Genomic DNA, 26234 nt, shown 5'->3' with positions numbered 1-26234 from the left:
CCGTCCTCAATTCATCATTTTTCGCGACCGGGCTCGACACGGGCTTGATCGGCGGGTTTCTTCAGGCCGCGGCGCTGGCATTGCTAAATGTGGGTGTGGCGTTTGTGTTCGGTCGTACGCTCATTCGCAACGTGTTTCATCGTAAGGCCGGTCGCAAGCTCGTCGGCATTGCTTCCTTGGTGGCCGCATTGCTTTCGATGTTGTGCGTAAGCTTCGCGATCGCGCACCTTCGCGGCGCGCTGATTGCCGATCTGCCCTCTCCCGAGAAGGCAGCATTGGTTGCATTGTTGCAGACTCCGTTCGGTCTCGACGATATTCAGTCATGGGGGCTCGTCTGCGTCAGCCTGTTCTTCGCAAGCTTCGCACTGTTCGAAGGACTGCGGATGGACGATCGTTATCCCGGCTATGGCAAGCTCGATCGCGACTTTCTTACGGCGAAGATCGCATATGAAACCCGCCTCTCGGCGGTGCGTCGCAAGATCGAAGAGATCAAACGCGGCGTGACAGACGCACTGGACAAGGCCGCGAGCGAGGCAAAGGCCAACGTTCTTTACCAGGACGTAAACGTCGAGGAACGGAAGTTGGCACAGCATCAACTCGACGTCGCCCTGGCCGAGGCGACGCAATGCAAGGAAGCACTCTTGCGCCTGTTTCAGGCGGAACTACACATGCACTGGAAGGGCATCGCAGCGTTGCCTGATTTTCCGCCGTTGCCGGAGTTCAAGGACATTCCTCTGCCCGACTTCCGCATTGCCGAATGTCAGGCGACGTGCGCGGTGCAGCATGCTCGCGTCGAGGAACTGCTTGCTGCCCAGCCCGCGATCAAGGCGGGGATCCAGAAAGCTTTCGTCAAGAAGTCGGACGGCCTCCGGCCAATCGACGAACAGTTCCGTGCATCGGTCACTGCCGCACGCGCGACTGCTGTGGAGGCTGCCGCATGAAGAACGATCTGTTCGCGCTAGAAGAATCCAGCGGGCGAAGCTATCTTTGGGCCGCGCTCGGCGGGCTCTTTGTCATTGGCGTAATAGCCGCCGCAGCGGCCTGGGTGCTTTTGCGTCCCGCTGGACTGGACAAGCGGTTCTGCCCCGCGAGCGGGCCGGCGGGGCAGATTGTGTTGCTCGTCGACAGAACAGATCCGCTCAGCTTCACGCAGAAGCAAGCCTTCGAAGGACTGCTGGACCGGCTCGTCGCGCGCCGTGTGCCCGCGGGCTACCTGCTTTCGGTATTCGTGCTCGGCGAAGACTATAAGTCGACGCCGAAGCCGGTTTTCAGCCAGTGCAATCCCGGCGACGGAGACGACGCCAGCGAATTTACGGCGAACAAGGCACATCTGAAGAAGCGATTCGAAACGAGCTTCCGCAATCCGATGCTTATGCTCGCCGATCAGTTGCAGACTACGAAGTCGGCGAAGTATTCGCCAATCTTCGAGATGCTCGATATGACCTCGATCAACGGATTTAGAAAGGAAGATGTCAAGGGTCCGCGCAAGTTGATTATCGTATCTGACATGCTGCACAACACACCCGAGTTTTCGATGTATCGCGGGACGCCTGAATTCACGTCGTTTCATGAATCCGATTACGGCCGGAAGATGAGCACGAATCTCAATGGCGTCGACGTCGAACTTAACTATCTGATCAACACACCGCGCCTGCAAACGCGCCGCAACCTGAAGTTCTGGGAAGACTATTTCGCTTCGACCGGTGCGCGCATCGTCGCCGTCACACCTCTGGAGGGCTGATACGATGGACCGTCTCACCGCCGTGCGCGCGCGAAATTTGTTCGCTGTTGCGCTTGTGGTCAAGCTCGCGTCTTCTGCGCTGGGTTGGTATTTGCATTCGCCGTGGATCCTCGGGCTCGCAGTTCCGATCGCCATCATGCTGATCTACGTTCTGATCGGCGTGATCAACCCCGATCCGGCGCTGACACCCGAGAAATTCGCCGACAGTTGCTATTACCTCGGCTTCATCTTCACGATCACGTCGATCATCTTCAGTCTGTTCGACCTGCCCAACATTGGCACGCAGATGTCCGCCATCGCTGTCCGCCTCGGCGCCGCCATGACGAGCACGGTGCTCGGACTTGCCGTGCGTGTTGTGCTCGTCAGCTTTCGGCTGGACATGGACGATGCGATGAAGCTCGCCGAAAACAAGGTCGTCGATGCCACGCATCAGCTTCGAGACCAACTGACGATCGTGCTGGAGAAGCTTCGTGTATTCGAGCGGCAAGTGGACGATACGACGACACAATCCGTCGCCCGCGTCGCGTCTGGCATCGAAGACTTATCGAAATCGTATGGCACGAAGCTGGCGGAATTTTTTGAGCGGCTTATCGACGCGCATACGAAGGCATTCGCACGATCGCAAGAAGACCTACAGGAGTCGAGTGGCAGGCTTACGCGTCTCTTCGATAACTATTCGCTCGGTATGCTGCAGAACATTCAGGGCATAGAGGACCGAGTGATGCAGTTCGCAGATGCTGTAGAGGCGCGTCTCGAACGCACGACATTTCCGGATGACTACTTTGCCCAGGGACTCGCTGAACCGGTGAAGAAGCTCGGAGATGCGGCAGAGAATGTCGCGCGACAAATCGCCGCGGTATCGGGCGAGCTTGATATCGCCCTCGTATCGACACGTGGCTTTAACGCTTCCGTGACGTCGCTCAGCGGCGATGCGCAGTCCGCCGCCGACGTGTTCAGGCAATTGACGCGCGTGCAGCGAAGCATGTTGGACGAGTCGAAGACTCACATCGCCGCGCTCGACGCCACGCAAAAAGCCCTTTCCGCATTGCATGCGAGCGTCGGCGAGCACAAGGGCGCGACGTGGGCCGCCGTACAGATGCTCGCCGAACATGCAACGCGCATGGAACGAGTCGCCGCCGTGCTTCAAGGTGTCGACCAGTCCATCGGATTGGCAGCGCGCGACTGGAAGGTGGAGCGAGAAGCGCTCAAGGCAGCATGCACGGGCGCCGCGGAGGACGCCATACTCACGGTGACAGAGCGGATGGATGATCTCGTGCACGACGTGCAGAATCTCGTCGCGCAAATATCGAAGCTGGCGCTCCCGGCGGCGCAAGATGCGGACGCGCCGGCGCGACACATTGCGATGGGGGGCGTGGCGCGCGCGAACGGACATGCGCCGGAGATCACGCTGCTCAACGGCGCGGCTTCCACCTGAGAAACCCGGGGACATTGCCGTGCGGGCCAAATCCGATCAGATCTTCCAGTTATCGCTGACCGAGATCGCATTCACACTTGCCTTCATTCTGATGCTGTTGCTGGGCTACATGCTCGTCCAGGCGGACGAGCACGCAGCAAAACTGCAGCTTTCTCTCGATCGATTCGGGCAACTCGACTTGCATCGCAAAGCCTTCGACGAAGCACGCAAGAACTTGAGCGAGGCGCTCTCGAAATCGGGCGTGAAGCCCGACGACGTAATTACGTCTCTCGTTGCTGAATCGAAGCTGATCGATGAACGCGAGGCGCTGAAGAGGCAAGTCGACGAGTTGGACAAGGAGCTGAGCGCGCTGACCGAAGTGAAGAAGACGCTCGACGCTGCACAGGACAAGGCTGCGGTCAGAGACGACGCGCGCCAGGCTGTGACCGACGCGCTCGCGTTGAAGGCGAGTCTCGAAAAGCAGATTGGCGATAAGGATGTCGCCAGCGAAGCCACGGCCGCCGTCACGCTCAAGAAGGAAATTGAAAAGCAGCTTCAGGAGCAGTTGGGGGAGTCTTATGCCTCAGTCGAGCAGCAGACGCTTGCCCGTGATCTCGTAGCGGCGCGAAAAGAAATGATCGGCGCACAAGTTAGCAGTGGCGGCGTGATCCGCGTGACAAAGGAGAACGCTGATCTTCGCGGTCAGGTTGCATTTCTCAAAGCGCGGCTCGACGCGCGCGGCGGACGCGACTATCCGCCTTGCTGGGCCGATGAGCAGACTGGAAAGGTCGAGTTCCTGTTCACCATCGAGATCGGTACGGACGGCCTGCGCGTCACACCTGCGTGGCCGGAAAAGCGCCAGTCCGATGCGATGGCATTGCCGGGGGCGTCACGCTTCAAGGAGCCTATGACGGCGTCGCTCACACAGTTTTCATCGGAGATGCAAGGAATCGATCGTATCAGCAAAGAAAAGAACTGCCGGCACTACGTGTACATCAAGAACCGCGTAACCGACCTCGGCTTGTTCAATCGCTCGCGATACGCCATTGAAAACTTCTTCTACAAGCTGGAATTGCGTAGCTAATCCCGGGCTTTCTTCGGAATCGCGTGGCTTGTATGTGATTTGTCTCTACGTTGGACCTGGGCGTGGGTCCGGTTGGACGCAACAGATCGGGAAGAAAGCGGAGCTGACTCTGCAAGACCATTGAAGTTTCTCGATGGCGGATCAGGGAAGTCACTCGGACGGCAGATGCAAGACACTAACTCGAAGAAATCTTAGCGATTTTCATCGCGACGTTTACCAAGCGGAAAGACACCTATGTCTTCGACGGCACGTTTCTGGTGGATGGGGAGAGCGGATGTGATTTCGACGGTTGATCGATTTCGTACCGTGCCATAAAAACAGACCAGGCTTCGAGCAACGTGAACGAAACCGATCCGCATGTGTCGATCGCTTTGATCAATGGCGGCCGTCTCGGACTGTGTATCCGACGCTTCGACGAGCTGCAACGGCGTCAGCGGCTGCATTTGCCCAATGCGGCGACCTGTTGGGATTATGCTTCACTGATCGATGTCGTTCTCATGGACAGCGACTCAGACGCATTTCGCTTCACTGGAAAAACGGTTGCGCAGTGGATGGCGGGGCTGCGCAAGCACAGCACGTCGGAATATGAGCGTTTTCGCAGACGCTACGAATCCACCGTCAATCGACATTTGGCTGCCCTGTCGCGGCGGCCGCGTGACCCCGACAACCACTACTGTGTCGAGCTGAGGGTGCCGCCGCTACGCTCGTCATTGCCAGGACTGATCCGGCTGACGGGCCTGATGCGAGCGAGCGTCAACCAGTGGTTGTCGACGCTGCGTTCTCTCACCTCGAGAGGCCTCAAGCCAGAAGAACTCGAGATGTCCGGCGTGCTCGCGGCTCTGCGCAGCAGACCCGGCGCGGATATGGTGACGCAGGCTCAAATACTTCAGATGATAGACCTGTCGCAGGTCGTCCCGAAGTTCGCTTGCGAGTCTCGCTTCGGCTTCATTGCTCGGTCAGGGTGGAAAGAGGAGTGTCGCAGAATCCCCGAGAGGGAACACAGACGCCGGCGTCTTCTCGGTGAAGGAGTCGACGCACGACATCTCATTCGTTTCCGCCATCGCTCGCTCGGCTGGTCTGTTGTGCATACGCGATACAGCGACTTGGTAACCGAACGCACCTTCTGGTGGAGCGTCCTCGACGAGAACGGGCAGTTCATTGAACAACCGGTGCCCGGGTTCCAAAGCGCCGAGGATGCGATGGCATTCGCCGAAGGTCAGATGAACAAGACGTTCGCTCTATGGGGCAAGGATCAGGCGTTAACGAAGTGGGAGCGGTATTCCCTTCCGGGCGGCGATGACTACCTGGAGGTACTGCTACAGCTCGACGACTGGCCTTACACCTATCGACCACGTCACTATCGCACGCGGAATGTCCTCGTCCACGTCAGGACCAGTGTGCGTCACACTCAGGAAGGTCGGCGAGTACTCTTTCTCGACGAGATTCAAAGTGACTGGCATGCTGACCTGCACGCGGAGGCGAGAGGTGAGGTGTCCGAGCCTCGGCGACCGTCTACGCCCGGGGCTCCGTTCCGGAAGGAATGGCCACTGTTGTCAATGAAACTCATGATTTGGTGGGCGCAGCGTTTGGGGGTCGACGGGTTGGCTTGGGCTTCTGCTGATCTGCAGCTAAGCCGTTGGGGAAAATACGGTCCGCCGGAGATTCTCTATAGAAAGGTGCTTCCCAACGCTGCGCGTTTGCTTGCAACAACACTGTCTCTTACGTTTGACCAGGCAACCTTGTCTGTGAGGGATAGCAAACGTCGGGTCGAGTCGGGTCGCCGCGGATGGGAGGTGCGCAATTGCGACGACGTTCCGGTAACCAAGCCCTTTCGAACCCGCGCTCAAGCCGAGCACTTTGCGGACCTTATCGGCGAATTTTTCGTCATTGACGTGCCCGTATTGTGGATAAATCAGTTGCCGCAGATTTGCTCCATTCCACTTTACGGACTTGGGACAGCCGAAGCTTGGTTGGCTTCTGGCAGCGATCGCTAGTTCCCTTGGCCGGTTGGGCAGTGCATTAAGTTCGGTGGCTTACTGTCCTCCAACTGGAGCAACGCCACCGTTCAAACTCCTCGCGGCTCTTGCGTCAACAAAGTTGACCATAGCCGCCGTAGGCCGAAGGTCCCGCCAGTGGCAGCTCTGGCCGACCAGCCGCCGGCCGGCTCAGTAAGGCAGTTGTGGCCTGACGGTATCGCTGACGGTATCGGCGGGCGCTATGGGAGCCGAATCAGGCCCAGCCTTGGGTTTGCGGCGGGTGGTTGTTAATTGAGTGGGGATCCGCGGCCGGCCATCGGTGTGCGCATTCGTGAGCGACATATCGTGCGAACCGCGGTGTCAATCGACTGCGCCACCTGCCGGCGTTGTTCTGCATAGTCCGTCGATATAGTCCGCCCACTCTTGCATCACGCGGCGACGATCGTCGTCGAAAGTTGTTCTGTCATAGGCCTTCTGTACGTCGCCTCGTTTTGCATGTGCGAGTTGCGCTTCGAGGACGTCGATGTCGATGCCGAGTCGCTCCCGGCCAACGGTCCGCAGCATGCCCCGGAATCCGTGCGTTGCGTGCTTTCCTTTGAATCCCATCTCGCGCAGAGCCTTGCTTAACGCGTCTCGATGCAAATGCGGCGTTTTCTGGCGAGCCGGAGATGGAAACACATAGTGTCCGCGGCCTGTGAGCGACTGCAAGTCGCTGAGCAACGTAACCGCTTGCTTAGGTAAGGGCACAATATGGTCGTGGCGCATCTTCATCCGCACGGCCAGAACATGCCATTCGCCCGCTTTCAGGTCAATTTCGTCCCACGGTGCGGCTGCGATCACCCCGGGGCGTAAGCCCGTGAGCATGGTCAGTTTCAGTGCGGCCCTGGTGATCGGCGACTTATAGGTATTGATAGCTTGCACCAGAGGGACGATATCCGTGGGTTTCGTAATCGCCGGGATGTGGCCTTTCTCGTGTCGCGGGATGACGCCGCGCAGCGACAACGGAACACCGTCCTCCCGCAGGCTATAGTGGATCGCGTACGTCACGATGCCGCCCACGTATTGGCGTGCCTTGGTTGCGAGGTTGGGGGCATGCTCCGCTATTGCTTCCAACACCGGTTTGACTTCCGATGTCGCGAGCGTCGAAATGGGCTTGTTGCGTAGTGGCGGGATCAGGTATTGCCGAACTACGAACTCCGCTTTGCGGTAAGTCTCGTCGGCCCACTCCTTGCGCTTGAACGCGAGCCAATTCTCCGCGACTAGATGGAACGCCCCTTCAGCGGCGCGTTTGCGTGCAGCGGCTTCGGCGCTGCGGTGCTCGACCGGATCAGTACCATCACGCACGAGACTACGCGTGATCGCAGCTGACTTGCGCGCGTCGACGAGTGCAACTTCGGGATACGGACCAAGGCTGAGAAAGTTCTCCTTCCCGGTACTTGGGCGGCGATAACGGAGCAGCCACGTTTTGCTTCCGTCCGGCCAGATGCGTAAGGCAAGCCCGTTCCCGTCTGAGAGCAGGTAAGGGCGCTCGCGCGGTTTGGCAACGCGAAATACGACTTCGGACTTCGGTTCGGCGCGTTTGGGCATCGCTCGGCACCTCAATTCCGTGTATACGCAAGTGTATACGCAAAAATCGCCGATGCCACCGGAATTTGACTGCATCCCGCGGAAACAAAAAACCCCGTAAGACCTTAATCTTACGGGGTTTCTCGGACTTCCCCGGCTTACGCCGGAACAACCGTTGGTGCCCAGGAGAGGACTCGAACCTCCACGGTGTTGCCACCGCTAGGACCTGAACCTAGTGCGTCTACCAATTCCGCCACCTGGGCACGTCTTCAAGCTAGACCGCCATTTTAGCAAGATGATTAAGTTTGTCAATCTCTGCTTCAAACAAACTTGCTTTTCTCATTCGCCCGGTTGAACGCGCAGCGAAGTGATGCAACCGCTACCGAACCACCGTCCTGCTGATCCGGCAATCGAAATAGGAACAGCGATTTCGATTGCCAGGCCTTACACAAAAAAGAGAGCCGCCAGAAGGCGGCTCTACTTTCGAATCTGGTGCCCAAGAGAGGACTCGAACCTCCACAGTGTTGCCACCGCTAGGACCTGAACCTAGTGCGTCTACCAATTTCGCCACCTGGGCAGGTGATGAACTGCAAAGACCGCCATTATAGCGACCGATTCCGACCTGTCAAGCGATTTGCCGAACGCGTTTGAACCTCGCGGCGAGCCGGCGCACGACGCGTCCGAACCACCGGCGCAGGCCCGCGTGGCGCCCGACACGGGTGTTAGAATGCCTCGCAGTAGTTCGTTGGCACGATGCACATCCGGTGTCGCGACGCGAGTGTCGACATGCGATCAGCCAGACGCGCGTCGGCTTCGCGTTGAACGAGCCGAACCCAGGCAGTTTCCTGTGCTAATCGCAGTAGAGCAGTCGAGCAGAAGAGCAGCAAGCAGCAGGTGTAATGACCGAGGCAGCGCAGCCGCCTTACAGATGCAGCCGAGCGCAACTGCGCGCATTAAGCAAACGCCTTCCAGGCCGGACCACATCGCCGACCGACGTCCATGCAACGAGAAAAAATCATCGACAAGCCCTTGAGCAAATTTCCGTATCCGATTCCAAGCCGCGAAGAAATCCTCGGCGTACTGCGCACGAGTGAAACGCCGCTTGCCGCGAACGACATCGCCGAAGCCCTGTCGATCAAGCGCCAGGAGCGCGAAGGATTTTTCAAGCGTCTCGGCGCGATGGAGCGCGACGGCCAGATCCGGCTCGATCAGCGCAATCTCTATCAACTGACTCATCCGTCGAACTTCGTCGCGGGCCGCGTGCAGGGCCATCGCGACGGCTATGGTTTCCTGATTCGCGACGACGGCCAGGACGACCTGTTCCTGCCCAACGGCGAGATGCAGAAGGTCATGCACAACGACCGCGTGCTCGCGCGCATCGTCGGCTATGACCGGCGTGGGCGGCCCGAAGGGCACATCGTCGAGGTCACGGACCGCGCGAACAAGCGCGTGATCGGGCGTCTGCTCAACGAGAACGGCGCGCTGATCGTCGCGCCCGAAGACAAGCGCATCGGCCACGACATCCTGATCACGCAGAACACCCGCAAGGCGAAGGTCGGCCAGGTCGTGGTGGTCGAGCTGACCGATTTCCCGAGCCGTCATTCGCAGCCGCTCGGCCGCGTGGTCGAAGTGCTCGGCGATATCGACGACCCCGGCATGGAAATCGAAATCGCGGTGCGCAAGTACGGCGTGCCGCACGAATTCAGCGAGGCCGCGCTCGGCGAAGCGGCCAAGCTGCCCGACGAAGTGCGCCCGGCCGACATCCGCCATCGTGTCGATCTTCGCGACGTGCCGCTCGTCACGATCGACGGCGAGGACGCGCGCGACTTCGACGACGCCGTCTATTGCGAGCCGGTCAAGGTGGGCCGCGGCGACGGCTTCCGCCTGATCGTCGCGATCGCGGACGTGTCGCATTACGTGCTGCCGCAAAGCGGGCTCGACACCGACGCGATCGAGCGCAGCACGTCGGTGTATTTCCCGCGCCGCGTGATCCCGATGCTGCCTGAGAAGCTGTCGAACGGACTGTGCTCGCTGAATCCGCAAGTCGACCGCTGCGTGCTCGTGTGCGACATGATCGTCACCGCGCGTGGCGACGTGAAGGCGTATCAGTTCTATCCGGGCGTCATGCATTCGGCCGCGCGGCTCACGTACACCGAAGTCGCCGCGGTGCTGACAAACACCAAGGGTCCGGAAGCGACCCGCCGCGCCGCATTGCTGCCGCAACTGCAGAATCTGTATGGCGTCTACAAGGCGCTGTTCACGGCGCGCCAGAAGCGCGGCGCGATCGACTTCGATACGACGGAGACGTACATCGTCTGCAACGCGCAGGGCAAGATCGAGCAGATCGTGCCGCGCACGCGCAACGACGCGCACAAGCTGATCGAGGAATGCATGCTGGCCGCGAACGTGTGCGCGGCGGATTTCCTGAAGCGCAACAAACACCCGGGCCTGTTCCGCGTGCATGCGGGCCCGAGCGCGGAAAAGCTCGAGAACCTGCGCACGTTCCTGCGCGGGATGGGCCTGACGCTCGGCGGCGGCGACACGCCGCACGCGAGCGACTACGCCGCACTGATGGCGCAGATCCGCGACCGGCCGGACGCCTCGATGCTGCAGACGATGCTGCTGCGCTCGATGCAGCAGGCGGTCTACAGCCCCGACAACATCGGCCACTTCGGTCTCGCCTACGAGGCCTACGCTCACTTCACGAGCCCGATTCGTCGCTATCCGGACCTGCTCACGCATCGCGCGATCTACGCGATCCTGCAAGGCCGCAAGTATCAGCCGCAGCCGCCGCACGGCGTCGAGCTCAATACCGCGCTGTCGCCGCGCGCCCGCGCGATGCAGCAGGCCGACGAGGAAAAGCGCGGTGCCCGCGCTCGCACGAACAACGTGGCGATCTGGGAAGAGCTCGGGCTGCACTGCTCGGCCAACGAGCGCCGCGCGGACGAAGCATCGCGCGACGTCGAAGCGTGGCTCAAGTGCTATTTCATGCGCGACAAGCTCGGCGAAGAGTATGGCGGCATGGTCAACGGCGTCACGTCGTTTGGCATCTTCGTGCAGCTCGATTCGCTGTTCATCGAAGGTCTCGTGCATGTGACCGAACTCGGCTCGGACTACTTCCAGTACGACGAGATCAGGAACGAGCTGCGCGGCGAGCGCACCGGCATTCGCTATCGGCTGTCGGATCGTGTGCGCGTGCAGGTGAGCCGCGTCGATCTCGACGCGCGCAAGATCGACTTCCGTCTCGTGCGCGATACGCCGATCAAGCCGCCTGCGCCACGCGGTATGGCGGCGGACAAGGGTGAAGGCGCTGGCCCGCGAGTGCGCGTGTTGCCGTCGGCGGAAAGCGCCGCGTCGGTGCCGGGGCCGCGGCGCAAGAAAGCCGCGCCCGCGCAGAGCGTGGCGGTCAAGGAAGCGCGCGCCGCGCGCGGCGCGGCGAGGAAGCATGGCGTCGCGAGCAAGGCGGCGTCGAAGCAGGCACGCAAGAAGCGCTGAGGCTTTCACAGCGCCGGGACCGCGCGCAGCGGGCACGTGAACGCGTGCCGGTTGCGCGCGGTCTGCCTTTTGGTTTCATCTTCATCACAGTGGCGCGCGTTGAATGCGCGTCCAATCAAAGGTTGTCCAGTCATGGCACGTCATAAGGTTTTATACGGTTTCCACGCAGTGACCGCGCGTATCCGGCACGATGCGTCGACGGTCGAGGATGTCTATTACGACGCGACGCGCAAGGACCGTCGAATGACCGAATTCCTGCAGGCCGCGAAGGACGCGGGCGTGCGTCTGATCGCCGCCGACGAAACGCGCTTGTGGGGTCTCGCGCGCACCGAGCGGCATCAGGGCGTGGTCGCGCGCGCGGGCGATCTGCCGCTCGCGCAGAACCTCGCCGAACTGCTCGACGGCATCAGTGGCGCTCCGCTGATTCTCGTGCTCGACGGCGTGACCGATCCGCACAATCTCGGCGCCTGCCTGCGCGTCGCCGACGCGGCCGGGGCGCACGCGGTGATCGCGCCGCGCGATCGCGCGGTGGGACTGAACGCGACTGCCGCGAAGGTCGCAAGCGGCGCGGCCGACACGGTGCCGTACATCACGGTCACGAATCTGGCGCGCGCGCTGCGCGAACTGAAGGACGCGGGCGTCTGGGTGGTCGGCACGGCCGGCGACGCGGAGAAGAGCGTCTACGAAACGGAACTCGACGGGCCGGTGGCGCTCGTGATGGGCGCGGAAGGCGAGGGCATGCGGCGTCTGACGCGTGAAACCTGCGACGTCGTCATGAACATTCCGATGGCGGGGACGGTGGAGAGTTTGAATGTGTCCGTGGCCAGCGGGGTGTGTCTGTTTGAAGCGGTGCGGCAGCGGGCGGTGAAGAAGTAGTTCTTCTGTCGTCGTTCTTGTTGTTGGTCGATTGATGGCGCCCGGAACGCGGTGGTGGTTTCGGGCGCTTGTTTTGCGTGCGGCGGATGCGGCTATTTGCGCAGAAGGCGCTTTAGTTCCTCAAAAAAGGACTCCGTTGTGTATCCCCATAAGATGGGATCGAAATTGAAACCGTACGTTTCCGAAAATATTTCATCGAGATTCTCACCTGTTTCTTTTTTGAATTTGTCTATTTCGGCCAGCGTAGCCTGGATTTCTTCGGGGGAGCTGTCTCTCTTGAAACACGAGACTATTTCATCCACGGTTTCGCCCCAATATTCTGAATCCTGATTGAGATACGCGCCGAACAGCACGTGGAACTCAGGATATGCGCTTTCGTCGATCATTTCACCAGGTACGATGTAAAAATGTAATAGGGCATTCCGTTGTACTCTTCGAATCTAAAGACGACCTGAATCGTACTCATGTGCTTGAATTCTCCTGTCGCTCGAATGATACCGTAGCCCACTTTTCTTCCGACATCCTGATACAGAACGAGATCTCGCCTCGGATTCGACTGAGCCCAATTCCTGATTTTCGACGTGTTGGACTCCATCACCTTGGAGATGGCCCATTCCGCGGCCGCCAAGTCCCGAAACGACGATACTACTCTTCTCTCCGATTCCAATCGCAGCCTTTCGCGCAACTGCGCCTCAGTCCTCCCCACATGCTTCAGTATCGTATGCCCGCCGTTCCGGCTACCGGCTTTGGCCTCATGCGCATCCAGACTAATCCGCCCCATCGTAATCCGCGCGACGCGCGCGGCTCTGATCGAGCCGATGAGTCCGAACGGCACCGCGATATCGAGCGACACACCAATCTGATTAGCCAGGTCCGGGCGGGCTTTCAGCGACTCGGCGAGCTTCGTCGCGCTTTGCTGTGTCAGCGTAGCCGTGTTCTGGCCCGTCAGCATCTGACGCAGACCGCTCGCCGCCGTGTCCGAGCCATGCACGCCGAACATCACGCAACCGGCCTTGCTTGCCATCGTCGGTTCAGGCAGCGCGCATAGCGCTGCCGCTCCGACCATCTCCGCTACGCCTGCGGCGACCTGCAGGCCGCCCCAGAGCCGGTTGCTCAGCATCTCCGTCTGGCTGATCGATCCGCGCGTCAATATCGCGGCCAGCTGCGGCGCGCTGAGCACCAAGCGCACGCCATCTCCATCGTATTCCTGCGGCATTCCAGAATCCTCTGTGGTCTTGCGGGCCTAAAAACTAGCAAGCACCACAGCGGTTTGATATGGGCGATGGATGATTCTTATGACTCAATGTGTGAAAAGCTGCCCGGCAAATCAGCGGGCTGCACGGCACAAAGCGCACCCAAACCGAACCCTCCCCCCGCCACTCCGGTAAACTATCGGTTTTTCACGCTTTTCCCGCCTCTCCCATGACTCAAGACGAACTCAAGCAACTGGTCGGCCAAGCCGCCGCCGATTACGTGAACGCCAACGTGCCGCAAGGCTCGGTGATCGGCGTCGGCACGGGCTCCACCGCGAACTGCTTCATCGACGCGCTGGCCGCCACCAAATCCCGCTATCGCGGCGCGGTGTCGAGTTCGCTCGCCACCACCGCGCGTCTGCAATCGCACGGCTTCAAGGTGCTCGACCTGAACGAGATCGACTCGCTGCCGGTGTACGTCGACGGTGCCGACGAAATCGATCGCAGCGGTGCGATGATCAAGGGCGGCGGCGGCGCGCTGACGCGCGAGAAGATCGTCGCGTCGGTGTCGGAAGCATTCGTCTGCATCGCCGATGCGAGCAAGGTCGTCGAGACGCTCGGCAAGTTCCCGCTGCCGATCGAAGTCGTGCCGATGGCGCGCACCGCGATCGGCCGTCGCGTGACGGCGCTCGGCGGCGTGCCGGTCGTGCGCGTGACGAAAGAGGGCGCGCCGTTCATCACCGACAACGGCAACGAGATCATCGACGTGAAGGGCTTGAGCATCAGCGACCCGTGCACGCTCGAGGCGCATATCAACGCATGGCCCGGCGTCGTCACGGTCGGCCTGTTCGCGGGCCGCGGCGCGAATCTGTGCCTGCTGGGCACTGACACCGGCGTGCAAACGATCACGTACGGCCAGAATTAAGCGGCTGCATTTCTGTTCGCTCTGACGCGTGTGAACCGCTCCAGCGGTTCACACGCGTTTTTTATTGCGCTCGCCCGCCGCAGCGGCAACCGCGCGCACCTGACGGAAAATGCCTGAACCCGCGCGCAGACCCTTCGCCGTCGATGCTAGCCGCGCGCGATGCCCGCCACGTCAGGTGCCATTCGCCCGCGCAGCGCCCCGATCGCAACGCGTGGCCAAGACTAGCGAGAAGAGGTGACGACGAAAACGTCAGCCGTGGTGCACGGACGAAACCTCAGCAATCAAGCCGTGATTTTGCAGACGCAAACGGACTCTGCGAATTACTCGCGAACTGTCGCACGTCGAATGTGTGCACGCGCACGCACAGTCAGAAACGTGGCACATACACTCTTCTCTAAGGCCAGGTGGCGTTTCGTGACAGATAGGGCGGAATATGAAAGTGGCGATCGTGCACGATTGGCTGGTCGCTCCCGGCGGCGCCGAGAAAGTGCTCGAGCAGATCATCGAGTGCTTTCCCGACGCCGATGTTTTCAGCGTCGTCGATTTTCTCGAAGATCGCACGCCGCTAGCCGGTAAGCCGGTCACCACGTCGTTCATACAACGCCTGCCGTTTGCGCGCACCCGGTATCGCGCCTATTTGCCGTTGATGCCGCTTGCCGTCGAACGGTTCGATCTGTCGAACTATGACCTGATCATAAGCAGTTCTTGCGCGGTCGCGAAGGGCGTACTGGTCGGCCCACAGCAGACGCACATCAGCTACGTGCATTCGCTGATGCGTTATGCGTGGGATCTGCAGCATCAGTATCTGCGCGACGCGAATCTGCTGCGCGGACCGAAGTCGTGGGCCGCGCGGGTCTTGCTGCATTATCTGCGCGGCTGGGACGCGCAGTCGACGAATGGTGTCGATCGTCTGATCGCGAATTCACAATCGGTCGCCCGGCGCATGCTGAAAACCTATCGGCGCGATGCCGCAGTGATTCCGCCGCCGGTCGACGTGAACGAATTCGAACTGCGCGCCGAGAAAGACGATTTCTATCTGAGCGTGTCGCGGATGGTGCCGCATCAACGCATCGATCTGATCGTCGAGACGTTCAACGCGACGCCGCAGCGCAAGCTGATCGTGATCGGTGATGGGCCGCAGATGGCGTCGATTCGCGCGCAAGCCGGACCGAACGTGACAGTCCTCGGTTATCAGCCATTTGGCGTACTGAAGGATTATCTGGCGCGCGCGCGAGCCTTCGTGTTCGCTGCCGAGGAAGATTTCGGCATCGTGCCGCTCGAAGCGCAGGCCTGCGGCACGCCGGTCATTGCGTTCGCCAAGGGCGGGGCGCTCGAAACGGTCGTGCCGGTCGGCGATCCGCATCCGACCGGCGTTTTCTTCGCGCGTCAGACGGCGGTGTCGGTGCTCGACGCGGTCAACCGCTTCGAGCGGCTGAGCGCGTACATCACGCCGGCGGCCTGTCGCGCGAATGCCGAACGGTTTTCGGCCCAGGTGTTCCGGCGAGCGTTCATGGCCGAGGTTACGCGCACGATTGCGGCGGTCGCTCAGGGTCTGCCGGCGGCGGAACTGGGGGAGCAGGTGACGTGGGCGGAGTCCGATCTCGCGACCCGGGAACTCGGCATCGCCAGCGACACGGCGCCGAAAAGCAGGTGGAGGCAATGAGGTGAGGGTCATTCGCTGTTCTTGCCTCGTGGAGTTTTCGATGGGAGAGGGAAGGGTTTTCGTCGTCACGCAGTGATTTCGCAACAGGCAGTAACGAGCCGTTCTGACCAACGCGTCCGGGCGGCTATTGGTGTGGGCGCGTCCGCTTCGCGCTTTGTGTCGGCAGTGCGTATCGCGTATCGCGCGAAACGCACCGCGCGTGCAAGGCGAGCCGCGGCCGGCCATTGTCAAGCAGGCAGGACTGGACTTCAAAAAAACGACATCGGGGTGCGCGCCACGCGCTACGGGCGAGATATTCGCTGGCGCGGCATGCCTCGCGTGGCCATAACGACCTGAAGCAGACGTTCGCTATCGTGACCGCTGAATGACCTCACTGCGAAGTTCGCAGTGCTGGCAATTCGGCGTGCCACGGCGATTCACTACAACAGGCAGTCGTCATTCGCGCGTCATCGATTAACGCGCCGACGGCTTTTGGACGAGGACGAATTTAAACTCATGAATGCCGATCGCCTTCCGGGACCTTTTCCCGATATTGCCGCAACCTGGGCTGCGCTTAAGAGCCAGTTGCCGATCACGCCGATTCGCACCGAAGAGGATTATCACCAGATGGTGCGCATCGCAAACTCGCTGTCCGATCATCTAAGTGGTGACGAAAACGATCCGCTCGCGGATCTGCACGCGATCGTGAAGGAACTGGTCGGTCACTGGCAAGCGCGCAACCTGGCGATTCCAAAAGCGGAGCCGCGCGAGGTCCTGCGCCATTTGCTGACCACGCATGGTCTCAAGCAGAAGGATCTGGCCGGCATCGCGTCGCCGACCGTGGTCAGCGATATTCTCGCGGGGCGCCGCGCGATCAGCAAGAAAGTCGCCAAGGCGCTCGCGGTACGGTTTCAGACCGACGTCAGCCAGTTCCTGTAGCGGCGGTGTCGCGCGGCGGGTCCGTTCATGACGGAGTCCGTCGCGGCTCTTTGTCTTGCGTCAACGATGGCGGCTGTCGATCGGGCCGCCGGAGTTGGCGTTTCTATTTGTAGCGCGCCGCGACGCCGGCAAGATGGCCGCCACCGTCGGAAGCGATCCGCTCGATCGCATGATCAGAACGCGTTGCGGCCGACGAAGCCCTTGAAAACCGTGATGAAGACGATCTTCATGTCGAACCAGAACGACCAGTTCTGAATATAGAAGAGATCGAATTTGACGCGCGCTTCCATCTTCTCGATCTTGGCGGTCGCGCCGCGATAGCCGTTGACCTGGGCCCAGCCGGTGATGCCGGGCTTGATGCGGTAGCGGTGCATGTAGCCGTACACCTGGTCTTTGTACAGATCATCGTGTTCGATCGCATGCGGGCGCGGACCCACCACCGACATCTGACCGAGCAGCACGTTCAGAAACTGCGGCAGCTCGTCGAGACTCGTGCGGCGCATGAAGCTGCCGAGCTTCGTCACGCGCGAGTCATTGCGGGTCGCCTGCGTGATCTGGCCGTGCTCTTCCCGGTGCGCGGTCATCGAGCGGAACTTGTAGATGCAGAACGGCTGACCATCGACGCCCTTGCGGGTCTGCCGGAAAAACACGGGTCCCGGCGACGTGAGCTTGATGCCGATCGCGAGCACGACGAACATCGGCGCGAGTGCGAACAGCGCTAGCGCGGCGAACAGGCGGTCGAACATCAGCTTGGGCCACATCTGCGGCGGCGAGAACGGCGTCGCGCTCAGATTCAGCGTCGGCAAACCGACGACATCGACGATCGCATGATTGAACAGCGACAGACCGCGCACGTCGGGAATGAAGCGCAGATTGACGAAGTCGTGTCTGAAGGTGCGCGTGAAGCGGTAGATCGTGTGTTCTTCGCGAAGTGGCAACGCGAGCCACACTTCGTTGACGCGTTCGTCGCGCACCTTCGTCGCGAACGCTTCCAGATCGGTCAGCACGGGCAGGCGGGCCAGACGCGCGCCAGAGGCGTCGCGGCCTTCTAGGCTAGTGTCGAACACGCACACCGGTTTGAAGCCCGCTTGCGGCGCATGCTCGAGATGCGCGAGCAGCGTGCGCGCAAAGCCCGGTGCGCCGACGATCGCGACGGTGCGCGCGTTCATCCCGCGGCGGCGCACGAAGTGCAGCACCACGTGCATGATGCAGCGGGTCGCAATGATCAGCGCGCCGGAGATCAGCGTCGAATATCCGAACCATAGGCGCGACACCGCATCCATCCGATGCAGCGTGAACGCGAGCACGAGCGAGGTCGCGACGACCACGACCCACGCGGCGGCGATTCTCGCGAGCACTGGCGCGATCGCCTTGCCGCGCCACGTCTCATAGGTGCCGAAGCCCGGAAACAGCAGCAGAACCAGCACACAGTTGAACGCAATCAGAAGGCGCTCGGTATCGCCTAACGCGATTGGCGCGGGAAAGCGGATCCAGTGGGCTAGCAGACCACCTGCAATCACGAAGAGCACGTCGAGACATCGAGAAGTAGCCCTAAACATAGGCAAATCGACCCCGGTCATCGAACGGCGTCCCGCTTATTCGACGGTCTCCGCCTGGCGCAGGCGCGGCAGCAGACGATCGAATTCGCGTTTCACGAGGCCGTAGCATTCGCACGCGCGGTCTTCGAGGCCCTTGCGGTCGAGCACCTTGATATGACCGCGGCTATGATGGATCAGGCCTTCGTCGTGCAGCTTGCCGGCCGCTTCGGTGATCCCTTCGCGGCGCACGCCGAGCATGTCGGCGATCAGCTGCTGCGTGACGGTCAGATCGTTCGACGCGACGCGATCCACTTCGATCAGCAGCCAGCGGCACAGTTGCTTGTTGAGCGCGTGATGGCGATTGCACGCGGCGGTCTGCGCGACCTGGGTCAGAAGCGCGTGCATATACAGCAGCATCAGGCGGCGCAGAAAGTCGGAGCGCGCGAACTGCTGCTTGAGTGCCTGAGCGCTCATCCGGTACGCGAAGCCCGCGCATTGCACCTGCACGCGGTTGGGCATGGTTTCGCCGCCCGTCAGGACCGGCACGCCGGTCATGCCTTCGCGGCCGACCGCGGCGATCTCGACGGAGCTGCCGTCTTCCATCGTCGAGAGCATCGAGATGATCGCGGTGGTGGGGAAGTAAACATGATGGATCCGTTGACCCGAGTCGCACAGCAGTTGCTCGGTGCGCAGATGAACCAGTTCGAGGTGGGGGGCCAGCGCCTGCCATTCGTGCGAAGGCAATGCCCCCAGCAGATGGTTACCGTGCAAATCGGATTGAAGTGTCAACATGATCGGTCCTCGCATGAAAGCCGCGCCGCGCGCGACTCTCTCCGTTTATTTGATCCGATGCCCGCATCCTCGGGACAGGGCCGCCCGGCGGGCAGCTAGGATGACCAGCACCGGCCCCGTTATAGGCCTGTCTGCCACCGCCTCTGTTGTTGCGCTCGTGTGCGGTGGCACTCTGTTGCGTGAAGGTAATAGCGAGGACCGTGCCAACGTCAGGGAAAACGTGTGCTGATGCGGCGCAGCGAACAAACCCGGAGTGCGTCGGAAGGGGAAAAGCGGCTTTTTGTTTCAGTTCTGCACACCCCCTCCGGATGGGGAATGCATCGTATGAAAGCTTTGGGTTTCGGGGAATCCCTTGATATCAAAGGCTTCACGGCCAAAAACAAGAGGGCTGTCGAAGCTGTCTCAGATTTGAACCTGGCGCCGCATGCACGTTTTGAAGCGCTAGACCTGAAGTGTCGGAAATGATTCAGAAGTGTTAAATGAAGTGCGTACGCTGTCGCGCGCGAAGCCTTTCAGAGCCGCTAACAGTCGCGTTCGAGCCAACAGTGACTGTGCGGAGCAGACAGTTCGAGAGGTGCGAAGCGGGCTCTGGCGCGCCTCGCAGGCCTGCGACTAGTTCGGAACCACCACTAGCCGTAAAAGATGGCGGAAAGCGCATTGATCGCGCGGACTTCCCCTTGGGGCGCCGCGCTTGTTTCATCCACTTTAAAGGCCGCGTTTGATGCAGGAGCAACGACTTCTTGCGGCGACGCGGCGAACGCGGTCGGCAACAGCGGTTCGAGCGGAAGCAGCGGCACGATACAGCGCCGGTTCGGCGCGAGATGGAACCAGTCGCGCGTCGCGCGATAGTGCGGATCAGTGATATGAACGAAGCGCGCAAAGCGCTTCGTTTCGATCGCGAGCTGCCAGCCGTTGCCGTCGCCCCGACGTTCGACCTGAACGGTCATACCGAGGTCATCTCGCGCGTGCACGCTACGCTCGGGCAGATGAAACGCCTCGGACACGATCTCGCCGCTCGCGGCTTCGTATAGCGTTGCAATCGTGACATCGTGCGCGCGCGGGCCGAAGCGGTACGCATGCGTCAGATCGAAGAACTGGCCGAGCAGCGCGGCCGCGCTGATGCGTTGCAGGCTGCGCGGCGCAAGCGTCAGCGCGCTTCGCGCGGACGTGACCTTCACGCTGCCGTCGCGCAGACAGACCAGTTCGAGTTCGCCGCTAAACGTTTGCGCACGCTCGTTGATCAGATGGATATCGAGGCCGTTCAGGCCTTCGTCGGTCAGCGTGACCTGCAACGGCTGCAGTGTCTGCGCGAAGCCGTGCAGCGCGCTTTTCGGCCGTCCCGTCGCGTCGATCACGCCCCAGCCCGCGCCCGCGCGCAGGTCCTGCAACTGCCACACGAGGCCGCCGCCGCACGGTGAGCCCGCGCGCCGCCACTCGGCGAACACGTCGCTGATCAGATCGGCAACCACCGCGCGCGACAGATCCAGATAGCGCGCCGTGTCTTCATAGCGCAAGCGCGCCGGCTCGACGCCGTAAAGCGCCTGCAGATAGTGATCGCGCACGTCGTCGAAATCCCAGCCTGCGCCAGCATCGCGCGGCACGGCGGCTTTCCAGCGCGGGTCGTGCGTGTGGATCGTGGCGAGCGCGTCGTGCAGCGTCGCGTCGTCGGGGACATTGGCGAATGCCAGGCATTCGGCGGCGAAGCGCACCTGTGCGCGCCGCACGTCGGCGAGCGGCCGCTGATACGCGCCGACGCCGTAGTAGTGCGTGACGCCCTCGTTAGTCGAAAACGGCCACGCGCCACCCGATGGCGAATTGCTGACATAGGGCACGTCCGCGCGTTCGCGCGCGACGAGCGCGGGCAGCAGCTCGGTAAACAACGGTTGCGCGCGCCGCGCCGCGGGCAGTCCGAACATGGCCGCCTGCTGATCGACCTCGCTGCCCCCGCATAGCACCGCGAGCGACGCGAAGCGACGCGTGCGGGTCAGGAACTGGCTCGCTTCGCGCTCGATCAGTGCGCTGAATGCGGCATCGTTCGGGTAGTCGAAATTCGCCAGCGCGAAGTCCTGCCAGATCAGCAGGCCGTACTCATCGGCGAGCGCATAAAACAGATCTGATTCATAGAGCATCGTGCCGCCGACGCGCAGCATGTTCATGCCGGCGGCGCGCGCGAGCTCGAACGTATGGCGCAACTGCGCTTCGGTGCCTGCTAGCGTGACGAGATCGGCGCTGGTCCAGCACGCGCCGCGACAGAACACGGGCACCTCATTCACGCGCAAGGTAAAGCCCGCAGCATCGGCGCCGCGATCCACTTCGATAAGACGAAAGCCGATCGAGCCTAGAGACTGGCTGATCACGTTGCCGTCGGCGAGTTGCAACGTCAGAGGATATAAAGCGGGCTCTCCGTGCGTGTGCGGCCACCAGCGTTTCGCATCGGGCACGCGCACGTCGCCGGCGAGTGTATATGCATCGCGCCATTGCAAACACGAAACATGGTTGCCGCACGCAAGTGTCGCGCGGCAGGCGGCGTCGTGGGGGTGTACGAAACGTAACGTCAACGAAACAACCCCATCGTCGTGCTCGAGCCGGCTGGTCAGATCAATCGTGTCGAATGCGTGCGGCGCGTCGCCGAGCATCTCGACTGGACGCCACGGCCCGACCGCCTGGATCGGCGGACACCAGCCGGGCATGTGGCCGAGCAGCGTGGTGCGCACGTTGCGAAGCGTCGGCGGCGACACGAGGCGTGGCCGCCAGCGCGCACGCGAGCGTTTGGCCGCCAGCGCCGGCGTCAGCGAGCGAAAGCACAGCACGAGCGTCGCACGGCCATTCAGTTCGATATCCACATCATGGGCGATGAACATCGATGCGCAATCGAGCCGCTTCACATCGTCGAGCCACACTTGCGCGAGCGTCGCTAATCCATGAAAGCGGAGGCGGCGCCGACCGGTGCCGATCAGCGTGACGCGATACCAGTGATCGTCGAACGCGAGCGGTGGCGGGTGATCGACATCGAGCAGACCGGCGGCGCGCCGCGCGCTCGCGACGGTGCCGGGCACGGGCGCGGCGAGCCAGCCTTGCGCGGGCAGATCGGCCGGTGACGCATAGGCGTTGGGTGGGGTGCTCAGACAAGCCCAGCCGGTGTCGAGCCGTTGCGGCCATAGGGAGAGCGCGCCGTCCGCGCGCGGACGGCCGGCGCCGCTCTCGTCAGCCGCCGGATCGTGTGTCGATACATCCACGGTCAATTCCCGGAAAAACCGCGCGGCGGGTGGCACGCGCATCAACGCATTAGCGCACCAGAGCGGCTAGCGGCGGCAGCGTTTGTTCATAGGCGCTTTCAAGCACGTCGAAGCAGTCTTCGCAGCTATCGCGGCGACCACGCGCGATCGCGCGAATCAGCCGGAACTGCATCACCATCGATTCCGACGCGATGCGCTGCGCGGCGGCCGGTATCGTCGGCGGCATCTCGAAGCCTTGCGCGGACAGCCACTGCAGATACTTCGACAGAAACTCGAAGTTCGCACCGAGCTGCCGCATCAGATTGAACGAGTACAAATGGAAGTACGCCTCGTCGCGCCCGAACAGCGTATCGAGATGCGCGGGAAACGCGGCACGCCATTGCGAAATCGGATTGCTCAATGGACGCCGCTCCAGATGCGCGCACAGCAGTTCCGCCGACGCCTCCGCGAGCGCGGTACCTTCGAGCGCGGGCCGCGCCTGCTTGGCGAACTCGACGTACGGAAACAGCAGATCGGGCTGGCCGGTGAAATGCGGCAGCTTGCGAAACACGCCGTCGTAGTCGTCGCCTTCGAGCTGGTGGTAGCCGGTGTTGTGGAAATAGCCGAGGCGGCGCGCGGCGGTATCGACGAAGTCGATGCCGATCGTGGTCTTCGGATGCTCGCTGCGATACGAGGTTGCGCGCGTATCGGGCAGGTAGTAGCCGTCGACTTCGACCAGCACGGTGTGGCCGCGCAATGTCTGCGCGAGCACGCGTTCTTCGAGCGAATCGTAGATCGCGAGCTCCTGCACCTGGGTGCCATACAGCCGTTCGAGATCATCCAGCGGAAACTTGAAGAACGTGAACTGATCGCCTTCGAAATCCTGCGTGACCGTGAACGCGAGCGCCGCGCGCGGATCGAGCCCGAAGCCGTGCAGCAGCTCGATCCATAGATCGACGTAGCAGTTGGTCTCCTGCCACACGCGTTCGCCCTGATGCAATGCGTGCGCTACGTGCTCGCGCGGCCGCGTGCCGGCACGGGGCGCCGCGTGGGTCTCCTGATGCGTCGGCGGATCGCCTGCGCGTCGCGGCAGCGACGAGTTGGCGAGCGAGCCGGCAAGCGCCCAAGTCGGCGATGAGTTCATGCGCGCCCTCCGGCGACGGCTGCGGTTTGCATAGATTGCGCCGCCTGCAGCGCATCCGCGACGCGGCTCCCGGTATCGCCCCACAGCAGCGCGCGCACGTCGTCGGGCCACGCGTCGACGTCGAGCCCATGATGACGGAACAGCGCGAGCGTGATGCGTTCCATGCCGAAGCCGACACAACCAGTATGCGCGGTCGTGCCGTTGTCGCAGGCGATCTTCCAGATCGCGCCGAAGTGGTCCATGTGATAGTTGAACGACAGGCAGGCCGTCTTGCCGCGCGGATCGGCGACCGCGATCAGCAACTCGAACTTGAGCGCCTGCGCGCGCTGGCTATCGGCGACGATCTTGCCGCCGCGGCCGAAGAACGGATCGTTCGCAAGATCGACTTCGACGGGCAAGCCCAGCAGCTTCACGAGCAACGAGCCGCGCTCGATCCACATCTGCCGGAACGCCATCACCTGCTCGGGGCTGCCGAGACGCACGTATTCGCGTTGACGGAACATTTGCATCCGGCCCGGATCGAGCGACGGCTCATGGCGGAAGCAGTACGACAGCACGTCGATCGTGCGGCCGGCGGCGGGCAGGGGGCCGCGCCGCGCCATCACCGGATAGATCGGATAGCAGGCGGCCGGCGTCAGCACGACGCGCGTCGGTTTCTGTTGCGCTAGCCACGCGTCGCCGCGGTCGTCGTCGCTGTCGGCCATCGCATCGTCGAGCGCGCGCAACAGACGGTGATGGCCCATGTCGTCGCCGCAGAACGCATGGATGGTGCCCGCGAGATTCGGAAAGCTCTTCAGGTACTCGCTGTCCTCGAAGTCGGTGCGGCGCATCGCGGGCGGAAAACGCAGCACTTCGGCTTGCTGATCTTTGCCGAGATGCGTAATCGCCACGTTCAATCGATCGATCACGTCCTCGAAAATCTGGCTGCGGCCATACAGTCCGTTTTCGCCGGTGTCGATCAGCAGGCCGGCTGCCAGCATCTCGTCGCGCAGCGTGAGCGAAGGCCCCACGTCGGTGGCGGGGGCCGCCGCGGCAGTGGCAGCAGCGGCGGTATCGGTCATCAGCTTCATTCAGGGTCTCCCCGGCGCGGCAGGACGTTGCGCGAGCAGCAGACTCGCGGTGTTCTGCGCGATACGGTCGTTATTGATCATCAAGGGCGCCGAGTGCAGGTCGCGCAGATGGCGGCCGACGCTATAGGGCGTGCCGTTCTTGTAGCCCGCCATGCCGCAGATCATCAGCACTTCCTGTACGACCTGCAGCGCGGTGCTCGAAATGCTGGTCTTCAGCGTGTTCATGTCCGACGCGAAACCGAGCATCGCCGCGAGCGGGGCGTCCGCCTCGATCGCGCCCTCGCGCGCCTGATGCGCGGCGCGCGCGGCCTCCAGTGCAACCGACAGACGCGCCTGCATCATCTGCAGCAGCCCGACGGCTTCGGCAAGCCGCAGGCCCGCCGGCGGCATGGTGCCGGGCTTCGCGCGCGCCTGCGCGCGGAAAAACGCTTTCGCGCGATTGACCGCGTCGATCGCGATGCCGGTCCACACCGACGCCCACAGCGTGTGCGACACGGGCAGCATGGTCTGATCGGCGATGTCGGCGAACGGCGTCGCAAGAATCTGTTCGGCGAGTCCCGTCGCGACGAGCCGGAAGCCCTCGCTGCAGGTGCCGCGCATGCCCATCGCGTCCCAGCCGCCGCGTCGCTCGAGCTCCGTTTCGGCGCGCAGCGCGACGATCAGCACCTGGTCGGACGCGGCCGCTTCGGCGGTGCGCCGCGCGGTCACGAGGATGCCGTCGGCGTGCGCGCCGTACGAGATCGTCGGTGCCAGCTTCTCGATCCGGAAACGCGCGCCATCGAGCTCGACCGAGCACGCGCTCGTACGCATGTTGCCGCCGATCGTCTCTTCAGATGTCGCCGACGCGAGCAGCCATTGCTGCTCGGCCAGTTGCGCGAGCAGGCTCGCTTGCCAGGCCGAATTGCCGCGATGAGAGTCGATGCACGCGACCTGAATCTGATGCATCGCATAGATCATCGCCGTCGATGCACAGCCCTGGGCGAGCGTTTCGCAGATCGCGCCGATATCGGCAAGCGACAGGCCCGCGCCACCGTAGGCGGTCGGCACCATCGCCGATAACAAACGCTCGGCCTTCAGCGCGCCGAACGCCTCGACCGGAAAGCGCGCGTCACGGTCGACAGCGTCCGCGTATTGCGCGGCGATCGCCGCGCACCGATGCGCTGCAGCACGCCATTCGGGACCGCTGTCGAGCGCGGTCAGCGCCCCGGTGGCGGGGCTCTCGCCAGCGCCGGTCCGTGCGTCGGTAGTCGAGTTCGCGGCCGCCCCGCAGGCCGCCGCGGCGGCCTGATCCAGCAGCGGCGCGCTCATGCTGCCGCCTTGGCCTGCAGCAACTCCGTCATCGCGGCGGCCATCGAGTCGATGCTCGAGAACAGGCGGCGCGTCAGCATACGGTCAGGAATTTCGACGTTGAATTCGTCTTCCATAGCAAGCATCAGATGCACGGTCGCGAGCGATGATAGTCCGGCAGCATAGAGGTCGGCGTCGTCGGCGAGGTTTTCCACCGGGACATCCAGGCGTGCGGATTCTGAAAGGATGCGTCTCAATGCAGTTTTCATGCAGTGCTCCCCCTTATGGTCAAAGGTCTGCCGATAGGTGCCGGGATCGAATGATCGTGGGCGCCTGA

At 62.2% G+C, this 26234-nt stretch carries 20 protein-coding genes and 2 tRNA genes; 10 read left to right on the top strand and 12 right to left on the bottom strand.

What is annotated here, in order from left to right; translation table 11 throughout:
• Positions 1 to 44 precede the first annotated feature (44 nt).
• The 5 genes from QFZ91_RS08015 to QFZ91_RS07995 all read left to right on the top strand — a co-directional run bounded on the left by QFZ91_RS08015 (position 45) and on the right by QFZ91_RS07995 (position 6233).
• Positions 45 to 941 (top strand): hypothetical protein, encoded by an 897-nt coding sequence (locus QFZ91_RS08015; protein WP_429566882.1) that lies wholly within the window; start codon positions 45 to 47, stop codon positions 939 to 941.
• The gene (locus QFZ91_RS08010) at positions 938 to 1741 is read left to right on the top strand and encodes a hypothetical protein (protein WP_429566881.1); all 804 of its coding nucleotides are present in this window, start codon (positions 938 to 940) and stop codon (positions 1739 to 1741) included. Before QFZ91_RS08015 ends, QFZ91_RS08010 begins: the two co-directional genes overlap by 4 nt.
• Positions 1704 to 3176, top strand: a complete 1473-nt coding sequence (locus tag QFZ91_RS08005; RefSeq protein WP_429566880.1) for a hypothetical protein — start codon at positions 1704 to 1706, stop codon at positions 3174 to 3176. Before QFZ91_RS08010 ends, QFZ91_RS08005 begins: the two co-directional genes overlap by 38 nt.
• Positions 3076 to 4239, top strand: a complete 1164-nt coding sequence (locus QFZ91_RS08000) for a hypothetical protein (protein ID WP_429566879.1) — start codon at positions 3076 to 3078, stop codon at positions 4237 to 4239. Before QFZ91_RS08005 ends, QFZ91_RS08000 begins: the two co-directional genes overlap by 101 nt.
• A 338-nt stretch (positions 4240 to 4577) precedes the next feature.
• Positions 4578 to 6233: a hypothetical protein gene (locus QFZ91_RS07995; protein ID WP_429566878.1), complete on the top strand. Its 1656-nt coding sequence runs from the start codon at positions 4578 to 4580 to the stop codon at positions 6231 to 6233.
• Between the two features lie 342 nt (positions 6234 to 6575).
• On the opposite strand, the gene QFZ91_RS07990 is transcribed toward QFZ91_RS07995, so the two are convergent.
• From QFZ91_RS07990 to QFZ91_RS07980, 3 genes are all read right to left on the bottom strand, one after another.
• On the bottom strand, positions 6576 to 7802 hold the full coding sequence (locus QFZ91_RS07990; protein ID WP_429566877.1) for a tyrosine-type recombinase/integrase: 1227 nt from the start codon (positions 7800 to 7802) through the stop codon (positions 6576 to 6578).
• A 155-nt stretch (positions 7803 to 7957) separates the two neighbouring features.
• Positions 7958 to 8044: transfer RNA gene (locus QFZ91_RS07985), tRNA-Leu, on the bottom strand.
• A gap of 227 nt (positions 8045 to 8271) precedes the next feature.
• Positions 8272 to 8358 (bottom strand) — tRNA-Leu (locus QFZ91_RS07980).
• 422 nt (positions 8359 to 8780) lie between these two features.
• On the opposite strand from QFZ91_RS07980, the gene rnr reads away from it, so the two are divergent.
• Positions 8781 to 11276: a ribonuclease R gene (gene rnr, locus QFZ91_RS07975; protein ID WP_429566876.1), complete on the top strand. Its 2496-nt coding sequence runs from the start codon at positions 8781 to 8783 to the stop codon at positions 11274 to 11276.
• A gap of 132 nt (positions 11277 to 11408) precedes the next feature.
• On the top strand, positions 11409 to 12152 hold the full coding sequence (gene rlmB / locus QFZ91_RS07970; RefSeq protein WP_429566875.1) for a 23S rRNA (guanosine(2251)-2'-O)-methyltransferase RlmB: 744 nt from the start codon (positions 11409 to 11411) through the stop codon (positions 12150 to 12152).
• 92 nt (positions 12153 to 12244) lie between these two features.
• Here rlmB and QFZ91_RS07965 read toward each other — a convergent pair whose 3' ends face one another.
• The gene (locus QFZ91_RS07965; protein ID WP_429566874.1) at positions 12245 to 12538 is read right to left on the bottom strand and encodes a contact-dependent growth inhibition system immunity protein; all 294 of its coding nucleotides are present in this window, start codon (positions 12536 to 12538) and stop codon (positions 12245 to 12247) included.
• A complete protein-coding gene (locus QFZ91_RS07960; protein ID WP_429566873.1) occupies positions 12535 to 13368 on the bottom strand; it encodes an RNase A-like domain-containing protein in 834 nt (277 codons plus the stop codon). Before QFZ91_RS07960 ends, QFZ91_RS07965 begins: the two co-directional genes overlap by 4 nt.
• 206 nt (positions 13369 to 13574) lie before the next feature.
• Between QFZ91_RS07960 and rpiA the strand changes: the two genes are divergently transcribed.
• The 3 genes from rpiA (at position 13575) to QFZ91_RS07945 (ending at position 16851) form a co-directional block, all read left to right on the top strand.
• Positions 13575 to 14270 (top strand): ribose-5-phosphate isomerase RpiA, encoded by a 696-nt coding sequence (gene rpiA, locus QFZ91_RS07955; RefSeq protein ID WP_429566872.1) that lies wholly within the window; start codon positions 13575 to 13577, stop codon positions 14268 to 14270.
• Between the two features lie 433 nt (positions 14271 to 14703).
• Positions 14704 to 15933, top strand: a complete 1230-nt coding sequence (locus tag QFZ91_RS07950) for a glycosyltransferase (protein WP_429566871.1) — start codon at positions 14704 to 14706, stop codon at positions 15931 to 15933.
• Positions 15934 to 16428: 495 nt separating this feature from the next.
• The gene (locus QFZ91_RS07945) at positions 16429 to 16851 is read left to right on the top strand and encodes a helix-turn-helix domain-containing protein (protein ID WP_176377931.1); all 423 of its coding nucleotides are present in this window, start codon (positions 16429 to 16431) and stop codon (positions 16849 to 16851) included.
• Positions 16852 to 17024: 173 nt separating this feature from the next.
• On the opposite strand, the gene QFZ91_RS07940 is transcribed toward QFZ91_RS07945, so the two are convergent.
• The 7 genes from QFZ91_RS07940 to QFZ91_RS07910 form a co-directional block, all read right to left on the bottom strand.
• Positions 17025 to 18410: an undecaprenyl-phosphate glucose phosphotransferase gene (locus QFZ91_RS07940; protein WP_429566870.1), complete on the bottom strand. Its 1386-nt coding sequence runs from the start codon at positions 18408 to 18410 to the stop codon at positions 17025 to 17027.
• A gap of 36 nt (positions 18411 to 18446) precedes the next feature.
• The gene (locus QFZ91_RS07935) at positions 18447 to 19181 is read right to left on the bottom strand and encodes a Crp/Fnr family transcriptional regulator (protein WP_062123840.1); all 735 of its coding nucleotides are present in this window, start codon (positions 19179 to 19181) and stop codon (positions 18447 to 18449) included.
• Between the two features lie 629 nt (positions 19182 to 19810).
• Complete coding sequence (locus QFZ91_RS07930) at positions 19811 to 22459, bottom strand: glycosyl hydrolase 2 galactose-binding domain-containing protein (RefSeq protein WP_429566869.1); 2649 nt, start codon at positions 22457 to 22459, stop codon at positions 19811 to 19813.
• 7 nt (positions 22460 to 22466) lie between these two features.
• Complete coding sequence (locus QFZ91_RS07925; protein WP_429566868.1) at positions 22467 to 23540, bottom strand: DUF1839 family protein; 1074 nt, start codon at positions 23538 to 23540, stop codon at positions 22467 to 22469.
• Entirely contained in the window at positions 23537 to 24610 is a 1074-nt protein-coding gene (locus tag QFZ91_RS07920; RefSeq protein ID WP_429566867.1) for an amino acid--[acyl-carrier-protein] ligase, read from the bottom strand. The genes QFZ91_RS07925 and QFZ91_RS07920 overlap by 4 nt, the downstream gene beginning before the upstream one ends.
• Positions 24611 to 25918 (bottom strand): acyl-CoA dehydrogenase family protein, encoded by a 1308-nt coding sequence (locus QFZ91_RS07915; RefSeq protein ID WP_429566866.1) that lies wholly within the window; start codon positions 25916 to 25918, stop codon positions 24611 to 24613. It lies immediately after the preceding gene.
• On the bottom strand, positions 25915 to 26166 hold the full coding sequence (locus QFZ91_RS07910; protein WP_176119958.1) for an acyl carrier protein: 252 nt from the start codon (positions 26164 to 26166) through the stop codon (positions 25915 to 25917). Before QFZ91_RS07910 ends, QFZ91_RS07915 begins: the two co-directional genes overlap by 4 nt.
• Positions 26167 to 26234: the final 68 nt, after the last annotated feature.

It is taken from the genome of Paraburkholderia sp. JPY419 (assembly GCF_050435705.1).
Classification (GTDB): Bacteria; Pseudomonadota; Gammaproteobacteria; order Burkholderiales; family Burkholderiaceae; genus Paraburkholderia; species Paraburkholderia youngii.
Note: the sequence above shows the minus strand (reverse complement) of the source record. Positions and strands in the feature narration are given on the sequence as shown.

Bases quoted from the DNA above. Each gene is read 5' to 3' on its own strand.
- QFZ91_RS08010 (WP_429566881.1), top strand. From the start codon at position 938: ATGAAGAACGATCTGTTCGCGCTAGAAGAATCCAGCGGGCGAAGCTAT.
- QFZ91_RS08000 (WP_429566879.1), top strand. From the start codon at position 3,076: ATGCGGACGCGCCGGCGCGACACATTGCGATGGGGGGCGTGGCGCGCG.
- QFZ91_RS07990 (WP_429566877.1), bottom strand. From the start codon at position 7,802: ATGCCCAAACGCGCCGAACCGAAGTCCGAAGTCGTATTTCGCGTTGCC.
- rnr (WP_429566876.1), top strand. From the start codon at position 8,781: ATGCAACGAGAAAAAATCATCGACAAGCCCTTGAGCAAATTTCCGTAT.
- rlmB (WP_429566875.1), top strand. From the start codon at position 11,409: ATGGCACGTCATAAGGTTTTATACGGTTTCCACGCAGTGACCGCGCGT.
- QFZ91_RS07965 (WP_429566874.1), bottom strand. From the start codon at position 12,538: ATGATCGACGAAAGCGCATATCCTGAGTTCCACGTGCTGTTCGGCGCG.
- QFZ91_RS07960 (WP_429566873.1), bottom strand. From the start codon at position 13,368: ATGCCGCAGGAATACGATGGAGATGGCGTGCGCTTGGTGCTCAGCGCG.
- rpiA (WP_429566872.1), top strand. From the start codon at position 13,575: ATGACTCAAGACGAACTCAAGCAACTGGTCGGCCAAGCCGCCGCCGAT.
- QFZ91_RS07950 (WP_429566871.1), top strand. From the start codon at position 14,704: ATGAAAGTGGCGATCGTGCACGATTGGCTGGTCGCTCCCGGCGGCGCC.
- QFZ91_RS07945 (WP_176377931.1), top strand. From the start codon at position 16,429: ATGAATGCCGATCGCCTTCCGGGACCTTTTCCCGATATTGCCGCAACC.
- QFZ91_RS07940 (WP_429566870.1), bottom strand. From the start codon at position 18,410: ATGTTTAGGGCTACTTCTCGATGTCTCGACGTGCTCTTCGTGATTGCA.
- QFZ91_RS07935 (WP_062123840.1), bottom strand. From the start codon at position 19,181: ATGTTGACACTTCAATCCGATTTGCACGGTAACCATCTGCTGGGGGCA.
- QFZ91_RS07930 (WP_429566869.1), bottom strand. From the start codon at position 22,459: ATGCGCGTGCCACCCGCCGCGCGGTTTTTCCGGGAATTGACCGTGGAT.
- QFZ91_RS07925 (WP_429566868.1), bottom strand. From the start codon at position 23,540: ATGAACTCATCGCCGACTTGGGCGCTTGCCGGCTCGCTCGCCAACTCG.
- QFZ91_RS07920 (WP_429566867.1), bottom strand. From the start codon at position 24,610: ATGAAGCTGATGACCGATACCGCCGCTGCTGCCACTGCCGCGGCGGCC.
- QFZ91_RS07915 (WP_429566866.1), bottom strand. From the start codon at position 25,918: ATGAGCGCGCCGCTGCTGGATCAGGCCGCCGCGGCGGCCTGCGGGGCG.
- QFZ91_RS07910 (WP_176119958.1), bottom strand. From the start codon at position 26,166: ATGAAAACTGCATTGAGACGCATCCTTTCAGAATCCGCACGCCTGGAT.